At 59.4% G+C, this 24,321-nt stretch carries 23 protein-coding genes; 15 read left to right on the top strand and 8 right to left on the bottom strand.

The window, feature by feature from the left end; translation table 11 throughout:
• Positions 1-272 precede the first annotated feature (272 nt).
• A complete protein-coding gene (locus AARI_RS13210) occupies positions 273-2,048 on the top strand; it encodes a carbohydrate-binding module family 20 domain-containing protein (RefSeq protein ID WP_231849387.1) in 1,776 nt (591 codons plus the stop codon).
• 57 nt (positions 2,049-2,105) lie between these two features.
• Here AARI_RS13210 and AARI_RS13205 read toward each other — a convergent pair whose 3' ends face one another.
• The 6 genes from AARI_RS13205 to AARI_RS13180 form a co-directional block, all read right to left on the bottom strand.
• Positions 2,106-2,885, bottom strand: coding sequence for a nicotinamide mononucleotide transporter family protein (locus tag AARI_RS13205; RefSeq protein WP_013349780.1), 780 nt, complete (start codon positions 2,883-2,885; stop codon positions 2,106-2,108).
• 151 nt (positions 2,886-3,036) lie between these two features.
• Positions 3,037-3,654: a TetR/AcrR family transcriptional regulator gene (locus AARI_RS13200; RefSeq protein WP_013349779.1), complete on the bottom strand. Its 618-nt coding sequence runs from the start codon at positions 3,652-3,654 to the stop codon at positions 3,037-3,039.
• Between the two features lie 31 nt (positions 3,655-3,685).
• The gene (locus tag AARI_RS13195; RefSeq protein WP_013349778.1) at positions 3,686-5,005 is read right to left on the bottom strand and encodes a phenylacetate--CoA ligase family protein; all 1,320 of its coding nucleotides are present in this window, start codon (positions 5,003-5,005) and stop codon (positions 3,686-3,688) included.
• 32 nt (positions 5,006-5,037) lie between these two features.
• A complete protein-coding gene (gene paaI / locus AARI_RS13190) occupies positions 5,038-5,484 on the bottom strand; it encodes a hydroxyphenylacetyl-CoA thioesterase PaaI (RefSeq protein WP_013349777.1) in 447 nt (148 codons plus the stop codon).
• Between the two features lie 94 nt (positions 5,485-5,578).
• Positions 5,579-6,592 (bottom strand): GNAT family N-acetyltransferase, encoded by a 1,014-nt coding sequence (locus AARI_RS19330; protein ID WP_013349776.1) that lies wholly within the window; start codon positions 6,590-6,592, stop codon positions 5,579-5,581.
• Between the two features lie 21 nt (positions 6,593-6,613).
• Entirely contained in the window at positions 6,614-8,767 is a 2,154-nt protein-coding gene (locus tag AARI_RS13180; protein ID WP_013349775.1) for a S9 family peptidase, read from the bottom strand.
• A 203-nt stretch (positions 8,768-8,970) separates the two neighbouring features.
• Between AARI_RS13180 and AARI_RS13175 the strand changes: the two genes are divergently transcribed.
• The 9 genes from AARI_RS13175 (at position 8,971) to AARI_RS13135 (ending at position 16,615) form a co-directional block, all read left to right on the top strand.
• On the top strand, positions 8,971-10,440 hold the full coding sequence (locus AARI_RS13175) for an amino acid ABC transporter substrate-binding protein/permease (protein ID WP_013349774.1): 1,470 nt from the start codon (positions 8,971-8,973) through the stop codon (positions 10,438-10,440).
• A complete protein-coding gene (locus AARI_RS13170; protein WP_013349773.1) occupies positions 10,437-11,192 on the top strand; it encodes an amino acid ABC transporter ATP-binding protein in 756 nt (251 codons plus the stop codon). The genes AARI_RS13175 and AARI_RS13170 overlap by 4 nt, the downstream gene beginning before the upstream one ends.
• A 200-nt stretch (positions 11,193-11,392) precedes the next feature.
• Positions 11,393-11,842 (top strand): DoxX family protein, encoded by a 450-nt coding sequence (locus AARI_RS13165; RefSeq protein WP_013349772.1) that lies wholly within the window; start codon positions 11,393-11,395, stop codon positions 11,840-11,842.
• A 143-nt stretch (positions 11,843-11,985) separates the two neighbouring features.
• Entirely contained in the window at positions 11,986-12,972 is a 987-nt protein-coding gene (gene paaA, locus AARI_RS13160; protein ID WP_013349771.1) for a 1,2-phenylacetyl-CoA epoxidase subunit PaaA, read from the top strand.
• 1 nt (position 12,973) lies between these two features.
• Positions 12,974-13,264 carry a 1,2-phenylacetyl-CoA epoxidase subunit PaaB gene (gene paaB, locus AARI_RS13155; protein ID WP_013349770.1) on the top strand — a complete coding sequence of 97 codons (291 nt, stop codon included), beginning with the start codon at positions 12,974-12,976 and terminating at the stop codon, positions 13,262-13,264.
• Positions 13,261-14,121: a 1,2-phenylacetyl-CoA epoxidase subunit PaaC gene (gene paaC, locus AARI_RS13150; protein WP_013349769.1), complete on the top strand. Its 861-nt coding sequence runs from the start codon at positions 13,261-13,263 to the stop codon at positions 14,119-14,121. The genes paaB and paaC overlap by 4 nt, the downstream gene beginning before the upstream one ends.
• Positions 14,122-14,156: 35 nt before the next feature.
• A complete protein-coding gene (paaD, locus tag AARI_RS13145) occupies positions 14,157-14,654 on the top strand; it encodes a 1,2-phenylacetyl-CoA epoxidase subunit PaaD (RefSeq protein WP_013349768.1) in 498 nt (165 codons plus the stop codon).
• Positions 14,651-15,811 (top strand): 1,2-phenylacetyl-CoA epoxidase subunit PaaE, encoded by a 1,161-nt coding sequence (gene paaE, locus AARI_RS13140; protein WP_013349767.1) that lies wholly within the window; start codon positions 14,651-14,653, stop codon positions 15,809-15,811. Before paaD ends, paaE begins: the two co-directional genes overlap by 4 nt.
• Positions 15,812-15,829: 18 nt before the next feature.
• The gene (locus AARI_RS13135; protein WP_013349766.1) at positions 15,830-16,615 is read left to right on the top strand and encodes an enoyl-CoA hydratase/isomerase family protein; all 786 of its coding nucleotides are present in this window, start codon (positions 15,830-15,832) and stop codon (positions 16,613-16,615) included.
• A 75-nt stretch (positions 16,616-16,690) separates the two neighbouring features.
• Here the strand turns inward: AARI_RS13135 and AARI_RS13130 are convergent, their stop codons facing one another.
• Positions 16,691-17,143 (bottom strand): Lrp/AsnC family transcriptional regulator, encoded by a 453-nt coding sequence (locus AARI_RS13130; protein WP_013349765.1) that lies wholly within the window; start codon positions 17,141-17,143, stop codon positions 16,691-16,693.
• A gap of 226 nt (positions 17,144-17,369) precedes the next feature.
• On the opposite strand from AARI_RS13130, the gene pdhA reads away from it, so the two are divergent.
• The 4 genes from pdhA to AARI_RS13110 all read left to right on the top strand — a co-directional run bounded on the left by pdhA (position 17,370) and on the right by AARI_RS13110 (position 22,294).
• On the top strand, positions 17,370-18,533 hold the full coding sequence (pdhA, locus tag AARI_RS13125) for a pyruvate dehydrogenase (acetyl-transferring) E1 component subunit alpha (protein ID WP_013349764.1): 1,164 nt from the start codon (positions 17,370-17,372) through the stop codon (positions 18,531-18,533).
• A gap of 1 nt (position 18,534) precedes the next feature.
• A complete protein-coding gene (locus tag AARI_RS13120) occupies positions 18,535-19,617 on the top strand; it encodes an alpha-ketoacid dehydrogenase subunit beta (protein WP_013349763.1) in 1,083 nt (360 codons plus the stop codon).
• Complete coding sequence (locus tag AARI_RS13115; protein ID WP_013349762.1) at positions 19,618-21,027, top strand: dihydrolipoamide acetyltransferase family protein; 1,410 nt, start codon at positions 19,618-19,620, stop codon at positions 21,025-21,027.
• A gap of 235 nt (positions 21,028-21,262) precedes the next feature.
• Complete coding sequence (locus AARI_RS13110; protein ID WP_013349761.1) at positions 21,263-22,294, top strand: DUF3093 family protein; 1,032 nt, start codon at positions 21,263-21,265, stop codon at positions 22,292-22,294.
• A gap of 27 nt (positions 22,295-22,321) precedes the next feature.
• Here AARI_RS13110 and AARI_RS13105 read toward each other — a convergent pair whose 3' ends face one another.
• The gene (locus AARI_RS13105; RefSeq protein ID WP_013349760.1) at positions 22,322-23,185 is read right to left on the bottom strand and encodes a phosphatase PAP2 family protein; all 864 of its coding nucleotides are present in this window, start codon (positions 23,183-23,185) and stop codon (positions 22,322-22,324) included.
• 80 nt (positions 23,186-23,265) lie between these two features.
• Here AARI_RS13105 and AARI_RS13100 point away from each other — a divergent pair, with 80 nt between their 5' ends.
• Positions 23,266-24,261, top strand: a complete 996-nt coding sequence (locus AARI_RS13100) for an o-succinylbenzoate synthase (RefSeq protein WP_013349759.1) — start codon at positions 23,266-23,268, stop codon at positions 24,259-24,261.
• The last annotated feature ends 60 nt before the right edge of the window (positions 24,262-24,321 follow it).

Raw genomic sequence — 24,321 nt, 5'->3', positions numbered from 1 at the left:
GCTCGGAGCCAGGACAGCTTTGCCGGATATCTATGAAAGCGTTTCCAATTTTGGCAAGATTTGACGCGGAGTGAAAAAATTTTAGGGCAATTTATGCGGACAGTTTCGCGGGTTTAATGTATTTACAGAAATTTACTCATTGGAGAGAGCTAAGAAAACGCTTACAGTTGTGTCGCAGGTCATACGTTGATGGGGAACGTGTGGTTGAGCGATCCCGACGCTGTCGCGTCGAGCTATCGCAGCCCGATCATCACAACATAAGGAGTTTTTCTGTGGAACTTTTGCCATCACGCGCCAAATCAACACAACGCCGGCACGGAGCCAGGACGGTGAAGCCGGTGGCAGCACTCGGCGCCTCGCTCGCCCTGCTCGCCGCACCGTTGTTCGCAGCACCCGCCCAAGCCGCCACCCCATCCAACGACGGCAAGGATGTCATCCTCAACCTGTTCCAATGGAACTGGAATTCGGTAGCCCAGGAATGCGAGTCCAGCATCGGCCCAGCAGGATATGGCTACGTCCAGGTCTCGCCTCCAGCTGAGCACCTGCGCGGCACTGCATGGTGGACCTCATACCAGCCGGTGAGCTACAAGGTGGACTCGAAACTGGGCAACCGCGAGGAATTCTCCGCCATGGTCAAAAGCTGCAACGACGCAGGCGTGAAAGTGATCGCAGACGCCGTGGTCAATCACATGACCGGAGCCGGGCAGACCGGTACTGGAACCGCAGGCTCGGCTTTCTCCGATGACAACTTCCCAGAGTATTCGGCCCAGGACTTCAACGATTGCCGCACCAACATCACCAACTATGCCGACCGCTGGCAAGTGCAGCACTGCCGCCTCGTGGGCTTGCAGGATCTGAAAACCTCCAGCAGCTACGTCCAGCAAAACATCGCCGACTATCTCGATGACCTCGTCTCGCTTGGGGTATCCGGATTCCGCATCGATGCCTCGAAGCACATGCCCGCAACGGACCTCGAAGGCATCAAATCCAAGATGAAGAACCCCGGCGTGTACTGGGTGCACGAGGTGATCGGGGCGTCGGGTGAACCGATCCAGGAAAGCGAGTACCTCGGCAGCGGCGACTCGCACGAATTCGACTACTCGCGACAGCTCAAGCATGATTTCGACGCGCAAATCGCCAACTTGCGCTTCATCGGCGACGGCAAGCTCACCAGTGACCGGGCCGGGGTTTTTGTCACCAACCACGACACCGAACGCAACGGCGAATCCATGAACTACAAGTGGGGCGCCAAGTACCTGCTGGGCAATGTTTTCATGCTGTCCTGGCCCTACGGGTCACCCACCGTGTATTCCGGATTCGCGTTCACCGACAAGGATGCAGGCGCTCCGGGCGCCAGTGACGCATCGGTACCCAATGCCGACTGCGACTCCTCCGCCTGGACCTGCGAACAGCGGCAAGATGAAATCACCGGAATGGTGGGCTTCAACAACGCCGTCGGCGACGCGGCTGTCAGCAATTGGTGGGACGATGGCGGCAACCAGATCGCATACGGCCGCGGCAATAAGGGCTTCGTAGCCATCAACAACACCTCGGCGGCAACCACCCGCGAATACACCAGCTCGCTGGCCGGTGGCACCTATTGTGACGTGGTGTCCGGAGGCGATTGCTCGAAGACCATCACTGTGGGCGCCGACGGCAAGTTCACCGCGACACTGCCTGCCTACGGTGCCTTGGCCCTGCACATCGGTGGCGTATCCGATGGCGGATCAGGAACGCCGGATCCGGTCGAGGACACCGCTGATGTCAGCGTCGCGGTCACCGCCCAAACCGTCATGGGGCAGAACATCCGCATCGTCGGCAACCAGCCGGAACTAGGCAGCTGGGATCCGGCCAAGGCGCCACAGCTATCAGCTGCCAGCTACCCGAGCTGGAGCGGAACGGTGGACCTTCCGGCAGGAACGCAGTTCGAATACAAGTACGTCAAGTACGACCAGAGCGGCAATGCCACGTGGGAATCAGGGGCCAACCGCATCGCGACCGTGAATGCGGACGGTTCCCTGAACCTGAACGACAGCTGGCGCAATTAGCCACAAAAAAATGATCCCGCCCCAGTTCACACTGGGGCGGGATCATTCTAGGTTCAGCTACTTTTCGGTTTTGGCATTCAGCTCGTCCAAGGTTGCCTGCTTGGCTTTTTGCAAGGCCAGCTCTTCCTCGTCCAGCTCGACCTGCACCGGCTCGGCAGCCTGGGCAGGGAGGCCACGCCACAGAAAGTAGCCGTACGCGGCGGCCAGGGCGATGAAGACGTAGAGGCCAAGCATGCCCAGCATTGGCGAAATCAAGAAGTACACCACCAGGTCCGCGATAGCTGCCACAGCCAGCAGCAGCCAGCCTTCGCGAACGCCGCGCGCAATCATGACGAAGGAAGCGAAAATGGCGGCGTCAGCGAAATACATCACCCAGACTTCCGGGGTGGCGGTCAAGAAGCCGGAGTTGAAGAGGAAGGGGCCGAAGCGCAAGGCCACCAGCAGGATCAAGCCGACAACCATGCCCACGGCAGACCAGAGGGTGACCGGGGTCTTGGTCACTTCGCGAGTGAACTTGCCGTTGAGCTTGAACTGCGAAAAACGCCATAGGCCGAAAATCGGCAGGAGCAGCAACGGGATCGCGTAGATCAGGCCCAGCAGGTCATACTGCAATGCGGAGATCATGGGTCCTACGAAAACCGAGAGGATCAGCGTCCACCAACCCAAATCATTGCGGTGCGCAAGAAGGATTGCGGAGACGAAAACTAGCAGCATGCTAGCGGCTGACAGCAGGATCTGGACATAGGAACTACCGCTGTCTGCAGTAGCCATGAACAGGGTTTCTAAGAAGGAATCCACGGTGCTCTTCACTCGATCGATTGGCAACGACAGGTGCACGAGGCACCCCTTCGATGCTAACGGTGATTTCTGTGAGGAAGACAAGATTACAAGGAGGCATACGCCACATTGCCGCTTGCCCTGTGGCACGCTTAAACGACGCTGACTCCCACCGATCAGGTGGGAGCCAGCGCAAGATGCAATCCAGCGATTAAGCCGCTGTGGTGTGCAATCCGTTGAAGAGCAATGAAATGGCTTGGTCTTCCAATTCTGGTCCGTTAATCGGACCGTCAGCGCGGTACCAATCCACTACAGAGTTGATCAGGCCGAACAGCAACCTGGCCGTGGCCCGCGGTTCCAAGTCCGCGCGCAGCTTGCCGTCGGATTGGGCTGCGGTGACCAGCTCAGCGAGCTGGCGGTCCATCGCACGTCGGCGCTGAAGAGCTTGGCGTTCCAGTTCGGTGTTGCCGCGCAAGCGCAGCAGCAGTGTCACGTAGGAACGCTTGGCCAACAGGATCCGGAAGGTAGCGCGCAAGAAGAATTCCAAACGCTCATCGGCGCTGCCCTCATGGGAGCGGACCTCGGCGATCACCGCTTCCAGGGGAATGAGCGCTTCATCCAACGCCAGACGCAGCAGGTCCTCTTTGGAAGGGACGTGGTGGTAAATCGCGGACTTGCTGATACCCAGCCGGTCAGCGAGCTTGCCCATGGAGGTCGCGTCGTAGCCGTATTCGTTGAATGCCTCTACGGCAATGCGCAATACGGTTTCCTGGTCGTACCCGGGGCGGCCACGCTTGGCCGGACGGTTCACAATATCGGTAGTTTCCATGATTTATCGATTATCCCATGTGCTCACTGGGTTAGCTGTTGCGCAGATCAAAGATGCGCTTGAGCTTGCCCAAGGAACGCTCCAAGGATTCTGGCTCGACCACGTCGATGGCGCAGGAAGAACCGACGTGGATCTTGATCAGCTTGGCCAGCTCCTTGGCCCCGTTGGCGGCGTCCCCGGATGAGGCATCCATGCGGCGCTCCACCTTCACTGCCAGCTGGTCCATGCGGTCTGGACGGGAAAGGATGAGCTGGAAGTGCGGCGAAAGCGATGGCACCTTCAGGATCAATTCCTCGATCTGGCTTGGGAACAGGTTCACCCCGCGCAGGATGATCATGTCATCGCTGCGTCCGGTGATCCGGCCCATGCGACGGTGACCTGGGCGGGAGGTACCTGGCATCAGGCGGGTCAGATCATGGGTGCGGTAGCGGATGATTGGCAGTGCCTGCTTGGTCAGCGAGGTGAAGACCAGCTCGCCGTGTTCGCCGTCCGGCAGCACCTTGGTCTCGTCGAAGGCGTCAATGATTTCTGGGCGGAAGTGGTCTTCCCAGATGTGGCTGCCGTCCTTGCGTTCGCCGTTCTCGCCAGCCACGCCAGGGCCCATGACTTCGGACAGGCCGTAGATGTCGCAAGCGGTGATGTTGAACATCTCTTCCAGCTCGTGGCGCATTTCCTCGGTCCACGGTTCCGCGCCGAGCACGGCAACCTTCAGCGAGGTGGCACGAGGGTCCAGGCCCTTGCGCTGCATGGCATCGCCAATGGTCAGCAGGTAGGTCGGGGTGCACAAGATAGCATCCGGCTCGAAGTCCTGGATCAGGGAAATCTGCTTGTCGGTCTGTCCGCCGGACATCGGAATGACGGTGGCACCGAGGTATTCAGCTGCCGCGTGGGCACCGAGGCCGCCGGTGAACAGGCCGTAGCCGTAGGCGTTGTGTACCTTCCAGCCTGGCTTCACGCCGGCCATGCGCAGGCAGCGGGCGCCGAGCTTGGCCCAGTCTTCCAAGTCCTGCTTGGTGTAGCCGACCACGGTCGGCTGCCCGGTGGTGCCAGAGGAGGCATGGATGCGGGCGATCTCATGCTGCGGTACCGCGAACATGCCGAAGGGGTAGTTCTTGCGCAGGTCTTCTTTGTCGGTGAACGGGAACTTGGCCAGATCGGCCAGTTCTTTCAGATCATCCGGGTGCACCCCAGCGGCATCGTACTTCGCCGTGTAGTACGGCACGTTGTTATAAGCATGGTGCAGCGTTTCCTTCAGGCGGGTCAGCTGGATCGCTTCGATCTGCTCGCGGCTCATGCTCTCTTCTGGATCAAGCGGATTCGGAAGGCTGTCGCGGTCGGTGTTCTGAGACATGCTGAAACTTTCGTGTGGAGTGGGCTGGGTGCTTAGCGGCTTTGAGGCTTTGGGACCGTGCGCGAACGTCCGCGGAACTGCGCCACGGTTTCAATTGAGCCGTCGGCCGCTGGCTGGGTCACCGTGATGTCATAGATCCCGCTGCGTCCTTGCTGCGAGACTCGGTTGCCGGTGGCGGTCAGCACTCGTCCGGGAATTGCTGGCTTGAGGAAGTTGACGTCAGCGCCCGAAGCGACCGTGATGGTCTCATCGGAGCCATCCTGCGGATTGCAGGTCAACGCAAATGCCGTGTCTGCTAAAGCGAAGATCATGCCACCGTGGCCAATACCAAAGCCGTTGAGCATTTCCTGGCGCAGCGTCATCGTGATGACTGCGTGCCCATCGGAGACCTCGACGACTTCGATTCCCATCCACTGGGTCGCGTAGTCATTGTGGAGAATGGCGTGTGGGACCGTATTCCCTACTTGCGTTTCGCTCATCGTCTTCCTTCGCCGAATTATTTACCGAACGATCATTAGGTAATAACATTATGTGAGCTAAGTCAAGTTGCACCAGTGGATTCGCGGTACTGTTTCAGCCAGCGAAAATCCGGTCGTGAACCGAGCGGATGAAAGGCTCTTTGATCCGGTTATAGTCCATGACCAGACCATTTGCTCCGTCAGCAGCAGCCAGTGCGCATGCAGCTTCCCGTTTAATTGCGGCGTATGCCGTCCTGTCCGCTTCATTTTGTTTCAGGTGCTCGCGAAAAATCAGGTGCCGCAGATACTCGGGGCTTCCCGCGCTGAAGACATGGATATTGGCATCGGCCAATCCCGAATTTGCTGCAGGCTTTAGCATGCGGTGGCCGTACCATCCAGGTTCCCTGTGCCAGAGGACCAGGCCGGCAGACTCCAGCGCCGGAACATAGGCGTTCTCTTGGTTCGCATCGGGAACCAGCAAAATCACATCGATGATGGGTTTGGCAGGCAAGCCGGGAACTGACGTTGAACCGGTGTGCTCAATAGCCAGCGCAGTTGAGCCCAGCGCTTGGGCGAGGCACGCGTGCAGGGCGAGGAAATCCGGGACCCAGTGCGGCGATGGTTCAGCAATCTCGATCAGGCCGCGCAACAGTTCGCCGCCCACCGCCTCATATTCGGGGTCTTCCTCGGGCTGGCTGTTGAGCAGCGGGAAATAGGGCAGGGTGCACAAGAAGCGTGCAGCATCCGGCCATCTCGGATCGGTGGAGGATGCGGAAACGACGCAGCCGATGGCACGGTAGAAACCAACCGCATCAGCTGCGGTGGTGGCCCAAAGAATTTTCTTCTGGCTGTCGCGAAGCTCGAAGAGCAGCGCCCGGCCCAGGCCCTGGTGCTCGTGGGAGCCGTCAACTGCCAGATATTCAACGCATAGCGCGTATTCGTCGCTGTGCCGATAGACGACCAGCGCCACGATCTGGCCAGTGGCAGCGGCCTGGACAAGAACCTGCAGGTTCTCGCATTCATCGAGCAGTGCTTCAAGCTCCTGCTCGTTGGCAGGTTCGGCGGCCAGCACCAGCAGCTGGCGTACCGCCGGATCGTTGCGGTAGTCGCTGATGTTGATATGGTGCATGGCCGCCGTTTCCTTAGCTAGCTAGATTTCTTCGGTGCATCCCAAGGCGTCCAGGGCGAAGGCGTAGTCCCAGGCACGAGCCTTCCAGGACTCGTAGCGTCCCGACGCGCCGCCATGGCCGCCATCCATTTCGGTCTTCAGCACGATCGGGGCATCCCCGGCGCCGATTTCACGCAGCTTGGCCACCCACTTGGCCGGTTCCACATACAGTACACGGGTGTCATTGAGCGAGGTGACCGCAGCGATCTTCGGGTAGTTCTGCGCGGTGACGTTTTCGTAGGGGGAGTAGGACTTCATGTAGTCATACACCTGTTTGCTCTCAATCGGGTTGCCCCATTCTTCCCATTCAAGGGCCGAGAGCGGAAGCTCTGGATCCAAGATGGAGGTCAGGGCATCGACGAATGGCACCTGCGCGATGATCGCGGTGTACAGCTGCGGCGCCAGGTTCGCGATGGCACCCATCAGCAAGCCACCGGCTGAACCGCCCAAGGCGACAATGCGCTGCGGATCGGCGACGCCGGAATCGATCAGGTGCTGGGTGGAGTCGATGAAGTCGGTGAAGGTGTTCTTCTTATTCAGCTTCTTGCCCTGCAGGTACCAGTCGCGGCCCAGCTCGCCGCCACCGCGTACGTGGGCAATGACAAAGGCCACGCCGCGATCAAGCACGCTCAGCCGCGGGATGCCGAACCCGGGGTCCATCGAAGCCTCGTAGGAACCGTACCCGTAGATCAGCACCGGTTGCGGAACCGAGATATCCAGATCTGCCCGGCGCATGATGGTCAGCGGAATCTTGGTGCCATCAGCGGCCGTGGCCCAATCGCGGGTGGACAGGTACTTGGCTGGATCAAAGTCATTGACCGGGGTCTGCTTGCGCAGCACCAGCGACTGGTCCGCCAGCCACAGGTCGTAGACGCGTGCCGGGGTGAAGTCCGCGGTATAGCCGATTCGGATCAGTGGAGCATCGAGTTCGGCGAAGGTGGCCGAGGCGGTGAACAGCTCATCGTCGAAATCCGGTTCAATCGCTGGCTGCTGAGCCTTAGTGCCCAATCCGTCCAAGGCGATGAGCTGTACGCGCTCGCAGGTATCGCGGCGAACCGAAAGCACCACGTGGGTTCCGGTCAGTGCGGTGCCCTCGACCTTGACAGTATCTTCATGGGCCACCACGGTCTGCCACGTGGCTGGGTCGGTGTCCGCGCCCAGCTCATCCAGGCTCGCCAGCGACACCATGTTGTTCGGTGCCTGATGGTCATGGGTGATCAATGCCTGATTGGTTCCAGGCATCAGATCCACTCCGTGCAAGATGCGCAAGGTGCGTGGCACCAGCAGGGTTACCTCTGCTGCAGGAGCGGTCAGATCCAGGATGCTGGTCTCGGCGTATTCGGAGTTGCCGCTGGAAATCATCAGGGTCTTGCGATCCGGGCTCAAGTCGAAGCCCAGCCACATGCCCGGGTCATTTTCTTCGAAGACGATCTTGTCTTCGGCCGGGCTGGTGCCCAACCGGTGCGCACGGATCTGGTGCGGACGCCAGGTCTGGTCAACCACGGTGTAGAAGACGGTTGAGGAATCAGGGGAGAAAGCAATCCCGTAGAACACGCCTTCAATGGTGTCAGCCAGCAGCTGGCCTGTTTCCAGGTCCTTGATGTACAAGGTGAACCGCTCATCGCCGGCGTTGTCCACGCAGTAGGCGAGCAGGTTGCCTTCCTCATTCAGGGCCATCCCGCCCAGGGAGAAGAACGGCTGGCCTTCGGCTAGCGCATTGCCATCAAGCAGCACCTCTTCTGCGGGCAATGCGTTCTGGGCATCGATGACCGGGGGAGTCCAGTTGGCTACCTGGTCCTCGGTGTCCACGGCCTTGACGCGGCATTGGACGGTGTACGGCTTGCCTTCGGCTGAACGGGTGAAGTACCACCAGCCGCGTCGACGTACGGGAACCGACAAATCGGTTTCCACGGTGCGCGCCTTGATCTCGTTGAACAGCGCGTCCCGCAGCGGCTGCTGATGCGCTGCGACGGCATCGGTGTATTCATTTTCTGCGGCCAGATGCGCAAGTACTTCTGGGCTGGTTTTCTCGCGCAACCACTCGTAGTTGTCAACGAAGTCATCGCCGTGGAAGCTGCGGGTGGTGGGCAGCTTCGCGGCACGCGGAGGATTGGCAGTCAACGATTCAGGAGTCATACCCCTATTCAATCCCACAGTTGGCCTTGTAAGGGACAAGCTATGCTCAGCGCGGACAGATCAGCGGTTTCAAACGAATAACGATGCAAGTCCACGCGGGGTGTGGGCTACCGGCTGGGCTTTAATAGTCCTAGGCTTGCAGGCAGAACGTATCATCTGCACCTTGGGCCTAGCGCCCTTCAGCACGAGAAAGCGATACATCAGTGGAAAAGAAGAAGAGAATAGTTGCCCGCACCGGGCACCTGAGAAGGTGGATAGCCGCCGCTGCCATCGGTTTGATGGCCGTGGTCGTTGGAGCACCTTCAGCCCTGGCTCAAAGCAGTGAAAGCGTCGAGGGCCAGACTTACGTCATCGGCACCGATACGACTTTCGCACCGTTTGAGTTCCGCCAGGACGGTGAACTGACCGGTATCGATATGGATCTTTTGCGCGCGATCGCCGAAGACCAGGGATTTGAAGTTGAAATCCGGTCACTGGGCTTCAACGCCGCCTTGGCCGCACTGTCCTCCAACCAGGTTGATGGCGTCATTGCCGGCATGTCGATTACCGATGAGCGCAAGGAGATCTATGACTTCTCCGAGCCTTACTTCGAGTCCGGCGTGCAGATGGCTGTTGCCGCGAACAACGAAGACATCACCAGCTACGAGGATTTGAAGGGCAAGACGGTTGTCGCCAAAACTGGTGCCGAGGGTGAGAGCTACGCCAAGTCCATCGCGAAAGAATACGGTTTCAAGGTCAAGTCCTTGGACCAGTCGGCGACCATGTATGAATCGGTCAAGGCCGGTTCAGCCGTTGCCGTCTTCGATGACTACCCGGTGCTGGCCTACGGCATTGCCCAGGGCAATGGCCTGAAGACCGTCACCGATAGGGTGCCAGGCGGTTCCTATGGCTTCGCAGTGAACAGGGGCGAGAACACCGCCTTGCTGGCTGCCTTCAACGACGGCCTGGCCGAGCTGAAGGCCAGTGGCGAATACGACCAGATCTTGGATTCCTACCTGGCAGATCCCACCGCGAGCACCCCGGGCAACTTCTTTGACCTGCTGGTCAAATCCATGCCGGCATTGATGACCGGTCTGTGGCACACCCTGCTGGTCACGGCGATCTCCTTCGCGATTGCCATGGCCTTGGGCCTGGTCTTCGGCTTCATGAAGATCTCGGGCAACATCGTGTTGCGCGGTATCGCTACGACCTTCGTGAATATTTTCCGCGGCACCCCGTTGCTGCTGTGGGCGTTCATGTTCTACTTCGGCCTGCCGCAGCTCACCGGATGGGAGATCAGCGTCTGGACTGCAGGTGTGCTGACCCTGTCGCTGAACGCTGGCGCTTATGTCGCTGAAATTGTCCGTGGTGGTATCCAGTCGGTGGATCCAGGCCAGCTGGAAGCATCCAGGTCGCTGGGTCTGGGCTACGGCAAGTCGATGCAAAAGGTCGTGATCCCGCAGGCTTTCAAGATGATGACCCCGTCATTGATCAACCAGTTGATCATCAGCCTGAAGGACTCCTCACTGCTGCTGGCTATCGGATTTACCGAGCTGCTCTACCAGGGCCAGCAGATCTACGCAGCGAACTTCCGAGTTACTGAGACGCTGTTGATCGTGGGCATCATCTACTTCATCGCCATCATGGCCCTGACCAAGTTGGCAAATTATGCCGATCGGAGGTTCAACAAGTGAGCACCGTAACTGAGCAAAGCTCCAACGTGAAGATCCAGGTTAAGGACCTGCATAAGTCCTTTGGCTCCAATAATGTCCTCAAGGGCATCGACATGGATGTGCGTGAAGGCGAAGTGGTGTGCGTGATCGGTCCTTCGGGCTCCGGCAAGTCAACCTTGCTTCGCTGCCTGAACAAGCTCGAGGACATCACCTCGGGCCAGGTGATTGTCGATGGCTTTGATGTCACCGACCCGAAAGTGGATATCAATGAGGTGCGCCGGCATGTGGGCATGGTGTTCCAGCACTTCAACCTGTTCCCGCATATGACGGTTGCAGAGAACATCATGCTGGCCCCGGTTGAGCTCAAGAAGATGAGCAAGTCCCAGGCCCGCGAACGTGCGCTGGAGTTGCTGGAGCGAGTGGGTCTGCGCGATAAGGCTAATGCCCGCCCGGCTTCGCTCTCCGGTGGACAGAAGCAGCGTGTGGCCATTGCCCGCGCTCTGGCCATGGCTCCGGGGATCATGCTCTTCGATGAGGCCACCAGTGCGCTGGACCCGGAAATGGTCGGAGAAGTTCTCCAGGTCATCAAGGAGCTGGCTGATTCGGGCATGACCATGGTGCTGGTAACCCACGAGATGGGCTTTGCCCGCGAAGTCGGTGACCGTGTCATCTTCATGGCTGACGGTGTGGTGTGCGAGCAGGGAGATCCCGAGCAGCTGTTCGGTAACCCGCAGCAGGAACGTACCCAGGACTTCTTGTCCAAGGTGCTCTAGCGCCCCAAGGGCTTGTGCCCAGCATTGGTCCGTGCGGCCGGTCCCAGCTCACTGCTGGGGCCGGCCGCACGGCTTTTTCTTGTATGAAGGTTACTGCGTCAAGAATATTCATATGGTTGAAGCTTCAAGCTATCCTCGATAAGGTTGAAGCAAAGCAAAACGGGGATATCCCGCTGTCGTAAATACTTAGGAGCTTGACCATGAATACCCTTGCTAACAACCCATGCCTGCAGGTCGCGGCACGAATCTTGCTGCGCCTGGCTTTCGGATTCCTCTTCCTGGCACATGGGTGGCAGAAGTTCTTCCAGTACACCATCGAAGGAACCACCGCGGCCTTCGGCCAGATGGGCGTTCCAGCTGCCGGACTTATCGCGCCAGTAGCTGCGACTCTTGAAATCGTCGGCGGCGCGGCCATCATCCTCGGCCTGCTAACCCGCGTCTTCGCCGGCCTGCTGGGACTGCAGATGGTTGCTGCGCTGTTCATGATCCACGCGCCCGCCGGTGTCTTCGTTGAGAATGGCGGCTTCGAGCTGGTTCTGGCCTTGGCTGCCGGCGCGTTGGCCCTGTTCCTGGTTGGTCCAGGCCGCATCTCGCTTGACGCCTTGATCTTCAAGAACCAGCAGTCCAACAAGGTGCTCGTCAACGCCTAGCCATTGCTTTCAATAAGCCTTCGAGAGTCCACTCTCGGACGCTTGTTGCGTTTAACTGGCGGCGTCATGTTGACGTGATCGAGCGCACTCTGACATACTGAACGAACGGTCAGTATGTAATTTGTTTTCGATGAGGTGAACCCATGGCCCCGACCACACCGCAGGAGCCGGGACTAAGTGCCGTCCCGAGCTACGAAGAAGAGCAGTCCCTAGCGCGTTTCGACGCGTTGATTGATCAGGATTCACGCGTCGAACCACGCGACTGGATGCCTGAGAAGTACCGCAAGACCCTCAGCCGCCAGATCTCCCAGCACGCGCACTCCGAAATCATCGGCATGCAGCCTGAGGCCAACTGGATCACCCGTGCTCCATCGCTGAAGCGCAAGTCCATCTTGATGGCCAAGGTGCAGGACGAAGCCGGTCACGGACTCTACCTCTACTCGGCTGCCGAGACCCTGGGCACCACCCGCGATGAGTACAACGAGCAGCTGCTGTCAGGCAAGGCCAAATACTCCTCGATCTTCAACTACCCGGCACGCACCTGGGCAGATATGGGTGCTATCGGCTGGCTGGTCGATGGTGCAGCCATCGCCAACCAGGTTCCGCTGTGCCGCGCCTCCTACGGCCCCTACGGCCGCGCCATGGTCCGCGTGTGCAAGGAAGAATCCTTCCACCAGCGCCAGGGCTTCGAAATCCTGCTCTCGCTCTCCCGCGGAACCGACGCGCAGAAGAAGATGGCACAGGATGCCATCAACCGCTTCTACGAGCCCTCCCTGATGATGTTCGGTCCGCCAGATGACCAGTCGCCAAACTCCCAGCAGTCCATGGCCTGGAAGATCAAGCGTTTCTCCAATGACGAATTGCGCCAGCGCTTCGTTGGCATGATCGCCGAACAGGTCAAGGTCCTTGGCCTGACCCTGCCAGACCCCGAGCTGCACTTCGATGAAGAAAAGAAGCAGTGGATCCACAAGGATCTGAACTGGGATGAATTCATGGCAGTGATCAAGGGCAACGGCCCGGCCAACGCACAGCGCCTGGAGCGCCGCCGTGAAGCGCACCGCGAAGGTGCCTGGGTCCGTGAAGCAGCCGCAGCATACGCAGCAAAACAAGCACAAAGTGAGGTCGCCTAGCATGAGCCAACAGAGCAATTGGCCCCTGTGGGAAGTATTTGTCCGTTCCTCCCGTGGACTCTCGCACGTCCACGCAGGGTCCCTGCACGCACCGGATGCCCAGATGGCAGTGCGCAACGCACGCGATCTGTACACCCGCCGCAATGAAGGCGTCTCCCTGTGGGTTGTGAAGTCCACCGACATCATCAGCTCCGACCCGGATGAGAAGGATTCGTTCTTCGAATCCCCCCAGGGCAAGGACTACCGCCACGCGACCTATTACAAGGCCAGCGAGGGAGTGAAGCACCTGTGAAGCACGAAGAACTCGACGCCCAGCTCGACAGTTTCGGCGATGCGCTGGCTTCTGCCACCCGCGTCACCCCGGGCAACGCGCTGCGCCCGGAAGACATTGCAGTCGGCGGGGTCAAGCCCAGTGACGAAGTGGCGCAGTACGCGCTGACCTTGGGCGATGACGCCCTGATCCTGGCGCAGCGCATGTCGCACTGGATCTCGCGTGCTCCAGAACTGGAAGAAGATGTTGCCCTGGGCAATATCGCCTTGGACGTCCTGGGCCACGCCCGCTCGTTCCTGACCTACGCAGGACTGGCATGGGACAAGACCGAAGATGACTTGGCCTACTGGCGCGAGGAAGAAGAATTCACTTCGCTGTGGATCGTGGAACAGCCAAACGGGCACTTCGGCGTGACCATCATCCGCCAGCTGATCGTTTCGATCTTCCAGAACCTGCTGTACAAGCAGCTGACGCAGTCCAAGGATGAAACGCTGGCCGCCATCTCGGCCAAGGCCGTCAAGGAAGTCGACTACCACCGCGACCACGCGATCCAGTGGACCATCCGCCTGGGCCAGGGCACCGAGGAATCGGCAGCCAAGATGCGCCATGCGCTGGAAATTCTCTGGCCATACGTCGATGAGATGTTCCGCGATGAAGCGGTGCACCAGAATCTTCAGGACATCGCCGTGCTGCCATCGGCCCTGCGCGCAGCATGGGAAGAAGAAATCACCGCGGTACTGGCCGATGCCGGCTTGGAAATCCCGGCTACCGGACAAGCCATGGCCTATGGCCGCCGCGGTGAGCACTCCGAGCACCTGGGCTACCTGCTGGCAGAGATGCAAGTTCTCGCCCGCAAGCATCCCGGTGCCAGCTGGTAACCACGCAACTTCTGCCCGAAAAGGGGGACGCAGTCTTGAGCAATACGATCGCTGACGCCAAGGATCTGTTCGCCATCGCCTCCAAAGTGACCGACCCGGAAATCCCGGTGCTGTCCATTGCGGACCTGGGAATCCTGCGCGAGGTGGACCTCGATGAGGACGGAACAGTGCAGGTAGTCATCACCCCGACCTATTCAGGTTGCCCGGCGATGGATGCCATCAATGAAGATCTGTACGCCGCTTTCAAAGATGCCGGATACGAAAAGGTCAACGTCAAGCTGGTACTGACCCCAGCTTGGTCAACGGACTGGATGAGCGAGGAAGGCAAGACCAAACTCGAAGAGTATGGGATTGCCCCACCTACCGGAAAGGGCCACGCCGGACGGGTCACCCTGGGCATGAGCGTGAAATGCCCGCGCTGCCACTCGCTGAACACCCGCGAGCTGGCCCGTTTCGCCTCGACCTCCTGCAAAGCGCTGTACACCTGCAAAGACTGCTTGGAACCCTTCGACTACTTCAAGGTGCTCTCATGACCGAACAAACTGCTCCAACCCGCCGCCGGGCTTCCTTCCACCGGCTCACCGTCTCGAACGTACGCCGGCTGACCAAGGACTCCATCGAAGTCAGCTTCGCCATTCCAGCGGAACTGAGCGAAGAATACGACTACGTCGCCGGCCAGTATGTGGCCTTGCGCAAGGAAATCCCCAACGCTGAAGGCGAGCTCGTAGAGCTGCGCCGTTCCTACTCGATCTGCGCCGCTCCAACCGGAGACGAGATCAAGGTAGCGATCAAGCGCGACCTCGGCGGCTTGTTCTCCACCTGGGCCAACGAATCGCTGGCAGCCGGAGACCAGATTGATGTGATGAGTCCTGCCGGTGCCTTCATCTCCAAGCACAAGCTCACCCAGATCAATGACCCGTCCAGCATCGACACCTCCGCGCAGGACCGCTTTGTGGCCGTCGCCGCCGGCTCGGGCATCACCCCGGTACTGGCCATTGCCCGTACGATCCTTGAAGCCAACGAACAGACCCGCTTCGACTTGATCTATGCGAACAAGGCCGCCATGGACGTCATGTTCCTTGAAGAACTCGCTGACCTGAAAGACCGCTACCCTTCGCGACTGGCATTGCACCACGTGCTCAGCCGCGAACAGCGCATCTCGCCGTTGCTCTCGGGCCGCATCGACGCAGAAAAGTTGACCACCTTGCTGACCCATGTGGTGCAGGCGCCGAACGTGGATGAATGGTTCCTTTGCGGTCCATTCGAACTGGTGCAGCTGGTCCGCGACCAGCTGACCAGCCTGGAAGTTCCCGCCGAGAAGGTGCGTTTCGAGCTATTCACCACCGGCGAGCCATCCAAGCCACAGGGTCATATCGGACGCCCGGTTGAAGTGGATGAGAATGAGGAAAGCTACGAGATCAGCTTCAACCTCGATGGGCTCAAGGGCGAAGTGAAGTCCCCGGTCCGCGCCAACGAAACCGTGCTGAACGCTGCCTTGCGCGTGCGCCCAGACGTGCCATTCGCCTGTGCCGGCGGAGTATGCGGCACCTGTCGTGCCAAGGTCACCTGCGGTACGGTCACCATGGCCGAGAACTACGCGTTGGAACCTGAGGAAGTTGAAGCCGGATACGTGCTCACCTGCCAGTCCCACCCAACTAGCGAAAAGCTCAGCGTCGACTTCGACGCCTAGGAAGGCCAGGAAGCACTCATGATCGAACTGACGATTAGCGATTCCATTGCCAAGGTAGTGCTCAACGCACCGCAGAAGATGAACTCGCTGAACGAAGAAGCCTTGGCGCAGCTCTCCGAAGCCTACGACCAGGCGGCAGCCGGCGTTGCGCAGGGAACGGTGCGAGCCTTGGTGCTTTCCGGCGAAGGACGCGGGTTCTGCGCAGGACGCGACATTTCCGGTGTGAACCCTGCCGATGATGATGTCATTGGCTATCTGGATGGCAAGGTCCAGCCGCTGCTGGAAAAGATGTCCAATTTCCCGGCACCCACCTTCGCACTGGTGCAGGGCGCATGCCTCGGTGTTGGACTGGGCCTGGCGATCGCCACGGACGTGGTGTACGTGGCTGAAAATGCCAAGATCGGCTCGCCCTTTGCCAACCTCGGCGCAACCTTGGACTCCGGGGGACACTGGCTGTTCACCGAACGCCTGGGCGCGCACCGCACCTTGGACATGATCTACACCGCGGAATTGATCTCCGGGGCAGAAGCGGTTCGTTCTGGTCTGTTCTCGCGGGCATTCCCCGCTGAGCAGCTGGCGGAGCGCGGCGAGGAAATCATCGCCAAGGTAGCCCAAGGAGCCACCCAGGCATTCGTTGCTTCCAAGCAGCTGGTCAAGGAAATCCGCGACCAGCGCGTGGGACTGTGGGACTCCATGCGCACTGAAAATCGTGCCCAGGCAGCCCTGTGCGACACCGCTGACTATGCCGAAGGATTCAAATCCTTCCAAGAGAAGCGCAAGCCGGTCTTCACCGGTAAGAAGTAACCGCTCAAAACACATCAAAGGAGCACCCGGATCCATGATCCGGGTGCTCCTTTGGCGTTAATGCGAAAAAACTGATCAGCGGGTATCGGTGTCTTCGAAGATCAGCAGGGTCTGGGTATCTAGGACCGTAGGCAAAGACTGCAGTTGTTCAAAAACTACGCGGCGCAGATCCAAATTGTCTTTGGCACGGACCAGCAAGATCACATCGAAATTGCCGCCCACCAGGCCCACATGGTGAACCTCGGGAATCGACGCAAGGTGGTCGCGCAGCTCGCGCCAAGAATGCTGGCGGAGTTTCAGCGTCACGTAGGCGCTGGCCTTAAGACCAGCCTTGACCGGATCAATCACCGCCGTATACCGGGTGATCACCCCGGCATCTTGGAGCTTGGCGATACGGGAATAGGCGTGTGCACGCGATACATGCACCTTTTGTGCCACGGTGGTGACCGACTGGCGTCCATCGCTGGTGAGTTCAGCGAGGATCGCATGGTCGACATCATCGAGTTTTAGCTCCGCTTCCGCGGCCATTGATACTCCTTGGTGACGTGTCGGACGTCTCTTATCCAAACACAATCTAATGAAACTTTTCGTCTACGAGTATACGGATACCAAACGCAACTTTCCACGATTCCACGCCGGACTGGATACAGAATGCCACTCATACCCATAATTGATAGCAAATGATGTTTAGGTGAAATGAGTCACAAGCGGTTGTGCTCATGGACCGAGCCAGAACCACGAAAGGTGGGAGAACATGAGCACTGACGCACACGCAGATCGCATCTCTGATGTCAGCAAGAAATTCGGGATTACCCCTGAAGATTACATGCTGCCAGCACGCCACATGATCAACCTGTTGAACCCGGACGGCACCTTGCGCCCAGAAGATCAGCAGGGCACTGAGCCAGGCCACGAATATCCGTTGCCTAGCCCTGCCCGGCTGCTGGAAGCCTACTCGGCTCTGGTGACTGGTCGCCGGGTCAACGACCAGAACTCCGCACTGGTTCGCCAGGGCCGCATGGCCGTGTACCCATCCAGCCATGGACAGGAGGCCTGCCAGGTGGCAGCCTCCCTGTGCCTGGGCGAAGGCGACTGGCTTTTCCCCACCTACCGCGACACCGTAGCGGTACTGGCCAAGGGTGTTGCCCCGATGGAAGTCATGACCAGCTTCCGCGGCGAATGGCACTGCGGCTACGATCCGAAGGCCTATAACTGCGCACCGATGTCGACCCCGCTGACCACCCAGCTGCTACACGCAGTAGGCGTGGCCCATGCAGCCAAGCTGCGCGGTGAAGACACCGTGGTCGTGGCCATGTGCGGCGACGGCGCCACCAGTGAGGGCGACTTCCACGAAGCACTGAACTTCGCTGCAGTCTTCAACCTGCCCGTGATCTTCTTCGTGCAGAACAACAAGTACGCCATCTCCGTTCCGCTCTCCCAGCAGAGCGCCGCCCCATCGCTTGCCCACAAGGCTGTTGGCTACGGCATGGCCGGCGAGCGCGTAGATGGCAACGATTTGATGGCATTGATGGCCATCATGACCCGTGCGGTGCGCATGGCCCGCGAAGGCAACGGTCCGCTGCTGATCGAGGCGCACACCTACCGCATGCAGGCGCACACCAACGCCGATGACGACAAGCGCTACCGCGAGGACTCGGAGGTCCAGGAATGGATCGCCAAGGACCCGGTAACCCGCATGAAGGCGTACCTGGATGATGCTGGACTCTTGAGCGATGAAACCGTCGCCAAGATCACCGCAGATGCCGAAGCGGTCGCCAAGACCCTGCGCGATGGCATGAACCAAGAAGCAAACACCGACCCGCGTGAGCTCTTCGAGCATGTCTACTCCACCAAGAGCCCGCAGCTGAGCGAGCAGCAAGCCATGCTCGTCGACGAACTAGACCGTGAGGAGGCCTAAGATGACTGCCACGACTTCGCGCCTGAACCCGAACGTCAGCGCTGCCACCGCGCGTGCCGCAGCCAAGGCTGCAAATGAACACCAGCCGGTGACCTTCGGCAAGGCGCTGAATACCGCCTTGGCTGATGCCCTGGTTGCCGATAACTCGGTAGTGATCTTTGGTGAGGATGTGGGCACCCTCGGTGGTGTTTTCCGCATCACCGACGGGCTGACCGCACGGTTCGGTTCCGAACGCTGCTTTGACACCCCGCTGGCTGAATCCGGTATTGTCGGCATGGCCGTAGGCATGGCCATTAACGGCATGCGCCCGGTCATCGAGATGCAGTTCGACGCGTTCGCCTACCCGGCCTTCGAGCAAATCGCCTCGCATGTGGCCAAGATGCGCAACCGTACCCAGGGCAAGCTGAACCTGCCGATGGTCATCCGCATTCCCTACGCCGGTGGCGTGGGCGGCGTGGAACACCACTGCGATTCCTCGGAAGCCTACTATGCGCACACTCCGGGCCTGAAGGTCTTCACCCCTTCATGCGTTGAAGATGCCTACCTGATGCTGCGCGAAGCTATTGACTCCGAGGATCCGGTGGTCTTCTTCGAACCGAAGAAGCTGTACTGGTCCAAGGAACAGGTCGACCTGCAGCAGCTGGCTGATCAGTATGAAGCCAAGAAGTCCGCGAAGACCGAAGGCCAGGCACGCATTGCCCGTCCGGGCAGCGACGCCACGCTGATTACCTACGGTCCTAGCGTCTCGACCGCACTGGAAGCTGCCAAGCTGGCTGCCGAAGACGGCATCAGCTTGGAAGTCATCGATATCCGCAGCATTGTGCCTTTTGATGATCAGACCGTATGCGCTTCGGTACGCAAGACCGGCCGGGCCATCGTCGTTGCTGAAGCCCAGGGCTTCGCCTCGGTTGCCAGTGAAATCGTCGCTCGTGTCCAGGAGCGTTGCTTCCACTCGTTGGCAGCCCCAGTGCTGCGCGTGACCGGATTCGATATTCCTTATCCTGCACCGACCTTGGAGAAGTTCCACTTGCCAAGCGCCGAACGTATTCTCGACGCGGTTGACCAGCTTCAGTGGGAGGCGTAAATGAGTATCAAGACTTTCCTTTTGCCAGACCTTGGAGAAGGGCTGACCGAAGCCGAACTGGTGCGCTGGATGGTTGCTGCCGGTGATGAAGTTGCGGTGGACCAGCCTATTGCCGAGGTGGAAACGGCCAAGTCCCTGGTGGAGATCCCTTGCCCCTTCGAAGGTGTAGTTTCTACGCTTCATGGGGAAGCTGGCCAGATGATGCTGGTGGATGAACCATTCATTTCGGTGAACACCGGTGGTGAAGAAGCTCCGGAGCCGGCAGCTCAAGAAGCTGAACGCGCGCAGTCCTACCGTGAAGAAGAGCGGGCTGGTACTCAGGTACCTGCGGACGAGGAAGCTGCAGAGGATGAGGGCAGCGGCAACGTGCTCATTGGCTACGGAACCTCCAATGCGAAGCGCAAATCCAGCCGTCGGCGCAAGCCTCGCGGTGGCGTAGCAGCCAGCGCGGCGCACGCGCCAAGCGAGGCGGTTCGCGTGATCAACCCGCTGGTGCGCAAGCTGGCGCGGGATAACGCATTGGATATCAACGCTGTTCAAGGAACTGGTCCGGATGGGTTGGTGCTGCGCACTGATGTGGAGGCTGCGTTGGCGGCTCCTGCACAGCAGCCGGCAACCGGTGCCAAGGATGCTGTTGCGGCACCAGCGGCAGTCGCTGCCGTGGCACCGTTGCCTAAAGCAGGCGCGGCAGATTCGAAGACCGGACTGCCCGTTGCTTCGTCCCAGGTGCTTTCCGGTGTGCGCAAGACCATTGCCAATGCGATGAGCACTTCCCGCCGTGAGATTCCTGAAGCGACCGTGTGGGTGGATGTGGATGTCACGAAGCTGCTGAAGCTGCGCAAGAAGATCAAGGAAGCCCAAGGCCAAGCCCCAAGCGTCATGGCCTTGATTTCCCGTTTTGCCGTGGCTGGTTTGCAGCGTTTCCCTGAGCTGAACAGCCGTATTGAGGTTGAAGCCGATGGGGGATTGCGTCATACCGTCTTCCAGGGTGTAAACCTCGGATTCGCGGCCCAGACCGACCGCGGCCTGGTGGTTCCGAATGTGCGCGATGCCCACAAGCTGAACGCCAATGAGCTGTCAGCCGAGTTCGCACGCCTGGCCTCGGTGGCACGCGAAGGCAAGGCTGGCGTAGCCGACCTGTCTGGCAGCACCTTCACCATCAACAACTACGGTGTGTTCAATGTCGATGGCTCCGCGGCTATCATCAACTACCCGGAAGCAGCCATTCTGGGCCTGGGGCGCATCATCGAAAAGCCGTGGGTGGTCAATGGGAAGATCAAGGTCCGTTCCATCTGCGAAATGACCTTGAGCTTCGATCACCGGGTCTGCGATGGCGGAACTGCCGCAGGCTTCATGCGCTATGTTGCTGATGCCATGACCGATCCAAAGAGTGCTTTGGCGTCGCTCTAGCGCCAGCATCGTTCAGTTCTCGCTCTTAGGAGTGATATTGATGCCCGTCGAACCGGAAATGGTTTGGCGGGCATCACCCTTTGTGCTGATATTTAACTAATGCTCGATCATTTATTCCCTTGTCAAATACGGATCGTTAGGATGGTATTAACAAGAATTTAGAGCTTTGAAGCATCTGAGTTGTGTGCTGGTCTGCTCAAAAAGCGTATGAGGGCAACGGGAACAGGGGACTGGGATGGCAACGCCAAACACGGAAATCAAGAACAAGACGCTGGTTATCCTGCTGGTTATTCTTCCCGCGGCTATCGTGGCGATCTGCTACGCCCTGCTTTCCGGCAAACTTCCAGAGATGACCGCCACGCACTGGGGCTCAACCTCAACCTACCCGGACGGGTTTACCCGTACTGCGGTCTTCGTCCCGGTGTGCATCGGGCTGAGCATCCTCGGCGCCGCCGTGGGCTTGGTCTCGCTGCGCCTGCGCAACAACCTGGGCCTGCTCGTCGGGCTGCTATTTGCCGGCGGAGTGCTCTCCTGGACCACGGCCGGTGTCTTCGTCGGTTCGGCTGTGCCTACCGCGCTCGCCGAGTCAGCTGAAACTGCGGTGATCGGCGGCATGATGATCGTGATGATTGTGTGTTCGCTGATGGGCCTGGTCCCGCTGTGGATCAGCGGCATCTATCAGCAGTACGCCAAGGACTTCAACGCGCAGCGTCAGGCACGAATTGATCAGGCCCAAGGGATCTCGCGGCAACCCGTGGTGCAGGAGGAAGCCATGGTTCAGCAAGAATTCAAGCAGAGCATGGCAGCACCGTGGTGGATGTGGCTGCTTTGCCTTGTGGTGCCCGGGGTGCTTGTCGTTGCGGTGCTCTTGCCGATGGTGACCGGTGAAAGCCAGGACACCGGCATCGCGAGTCAGATCTTTACCGGTGTACTCTGCCTGCTTATCTGCGTGCTGATGCTGAGCCTGGTCTGGATCCGTGTATCCATCAAGAAAGACCGGTTCCGTGTTTCCTCCGCGGTACTGGGCTTCCCGATGCGGACCATCGATGTGGCAGACATTGAATCGGTCACCAGCGAAAAGATCGTTCCCATGATGTGGGGAGGCTGGGGCTGGCGAATTATTCCTGGTGGCTCGGCCATCGTGATGAAAGAACACGAAGGCCTTGTCTTCGAGCTGAAGAACAGGAAGCGTTTCGCCGTGACCATCCCAGAATCTCAGCAGGCCGCCCAACTGCTTAACGCACGCTTAGCTCGCACAGCACACTAGGACACAAGACCTTGGATGGATCGTGCGTTAGCGGTTGAACGTTCGCATGGGACCAATAACCACCGAACGCAACAGCAAACCGGATATCAGTGATGCCGCCACGACATGGATGATCCCCAAGATTGCGTAGATCAATTGCAAGGACTCCGGAATCTTCTGGATATGTGGATGCGGCAAGACAAAGGACAGCCCGAGCACCACAGCCCAGATGATCAAGCTGCCAGCCCCGACCTTTCTGGACCAACCGCTCTTGGGCACTTCGTGGCTCAGCGGCTGGATCCGCTGGAGTACCACCGAGGCAATGACCAACCAGAACGCTGCCACCATGAAACCGGCTGCAATGTCACTGGGGCGGTGCCAGCCGCACACCAAGGTGGCCACACCGGTAACCGTGGCAAACAGCCAAGCGATTGGCTGCACCACCGGACGCAGCTTCGGCGGCGAGACCAGGTACATCAAGCCCATCGCGGCCGCCGCTGCGGTGGTATGTCCTGAGGGGAAAGAATTCCCTGTTGTCCCGAAGTTGAAATCCGGACGGGCCAGAATCTCGTGCTTGAGCAGCTGCGTGCTGCCGGCCGCGGCTCCCGCGGCGAGAATTGCGAGGATTGCACGCAGGAAACGGCGGTCGCGGATGACACGATAAAGCAAGAATACGGCCGCGATAGCCGCACAGATTACCGGCAGCAGATCCAGGAATTCACGGACTGGGTTGAGCAGATCGATGCGTGGCCACCAATGGGACCATGCAATGAACCCTGCCTGGTCAGCCCATTGCCCGACACGCTGTTGAACGAAAAATACGTATTCGATGCAGAAGAGCGAAATCAGCAGAAGTACGGCCCACCACCACCTGATGTGGTGTGGGCGTGGAGATGCTGATCGGCGAGCCATACTTCTAGGGTGTCATATCAGGCACGGTGGACGGCATAGTTCAGGCGTGTAACCATGCCCACGATCGCTAGGCTTAGTACATGAGCTTTGAACTTCCGCCGCTTGAAGAACTGCTGGCCAATTCGCACGTTGTCCGCCTGCCGATGCGGGTGAGATTCCGTGGAGTCACCCAGCGCGAAGCACTGTTGATCAATGGGCCGGCCGGGTGGGGCGAGTTTTCTGCCTTTACCGAATATAAACCGGCAGAAGCCGCACGCTGGCTGGCAGCCGGCATCGAGGCAGCTTATCAGCCGTTCCCGGAACCGCTGCGCACCAGCATCCCGGTCAACGCCACCTTGCCTGCAGTCGACGCGAAAGATGTCGGCGCTGTGCTGGAACGCTACGACGCGCCGCACACTATCAAGATCAAGGTGGCCGAAAAAGGCCAGGACCTAGCCCAGGACCTGGCCCGGGTGGCAGAAACCCGGCGGCTCTACCCCCAAGCAGCCCTGCGGGTCGATGCAAATATGGGCTGGGATATCAACCAAGCGGTCCAGGCGTTGAAAGCACTGAGCCAATACCAATTGCAGTACGCCGAACAGCCAGTTCCGGGCATTACCGGACTGGCCGAAGTCCGTGAGCAGCTGCGCAATGCCGGCAACCCGTTGAAGATCGCTGCGGATGAGGCAGTGCGCAAGCATACCGACCCCTTGGAAGTCTCGCGATTGGGCGCAGCTGATCTGATGATCATCAAAGCCCAGCCCTTGGGCGGCATCGACGCGGTGCTGGAGATCGCCAAGCAGGCGGAACTCGATGTTGTGGTCTCCAGTGCCTTGGATACCTCGGTAGGACTGGCTCAGGCTGCCGCCTTGGCCAGCGCGCTGCCCCAGCTGCCCTACGCCTGCGGACTGTCCACCGCCACCTTGTTCGCTAATGACATTTGTGCCCAGCCGTTGCTGGCCACCGCGGGATACTTGCCTGTACGGCGAGTTGAGCCAGATCACCAGAAATTGGAGACGCTTCGTCCACGAGAAGACCGAGTGCAGTGGTGGATGAAGCGCTTGGAAAACTGCTATGCGGAGCTGACTAGGGGATAGTCCTTTGTAGCAAGCTGTTTCCTCTGCGTTAACCTTTGCGTTGCATTTAGAACACTTCCA

The organism is Glutamicibacter arilaitensis Re117 (genome assembly GCF_000197735.1).
Classification (GTDB): Bacteria; Actinomycetota; Actinomycetes; order Actinomycetales; family Micrococcaceae; genus Glutamicibacter; species Glutamicibacter arilaitensis.
The sequence above is the reverse complement of the archived record's forward strand: the minus strand, read 5'-3'. Positions and strand labels throughout refer to the sequence as shown.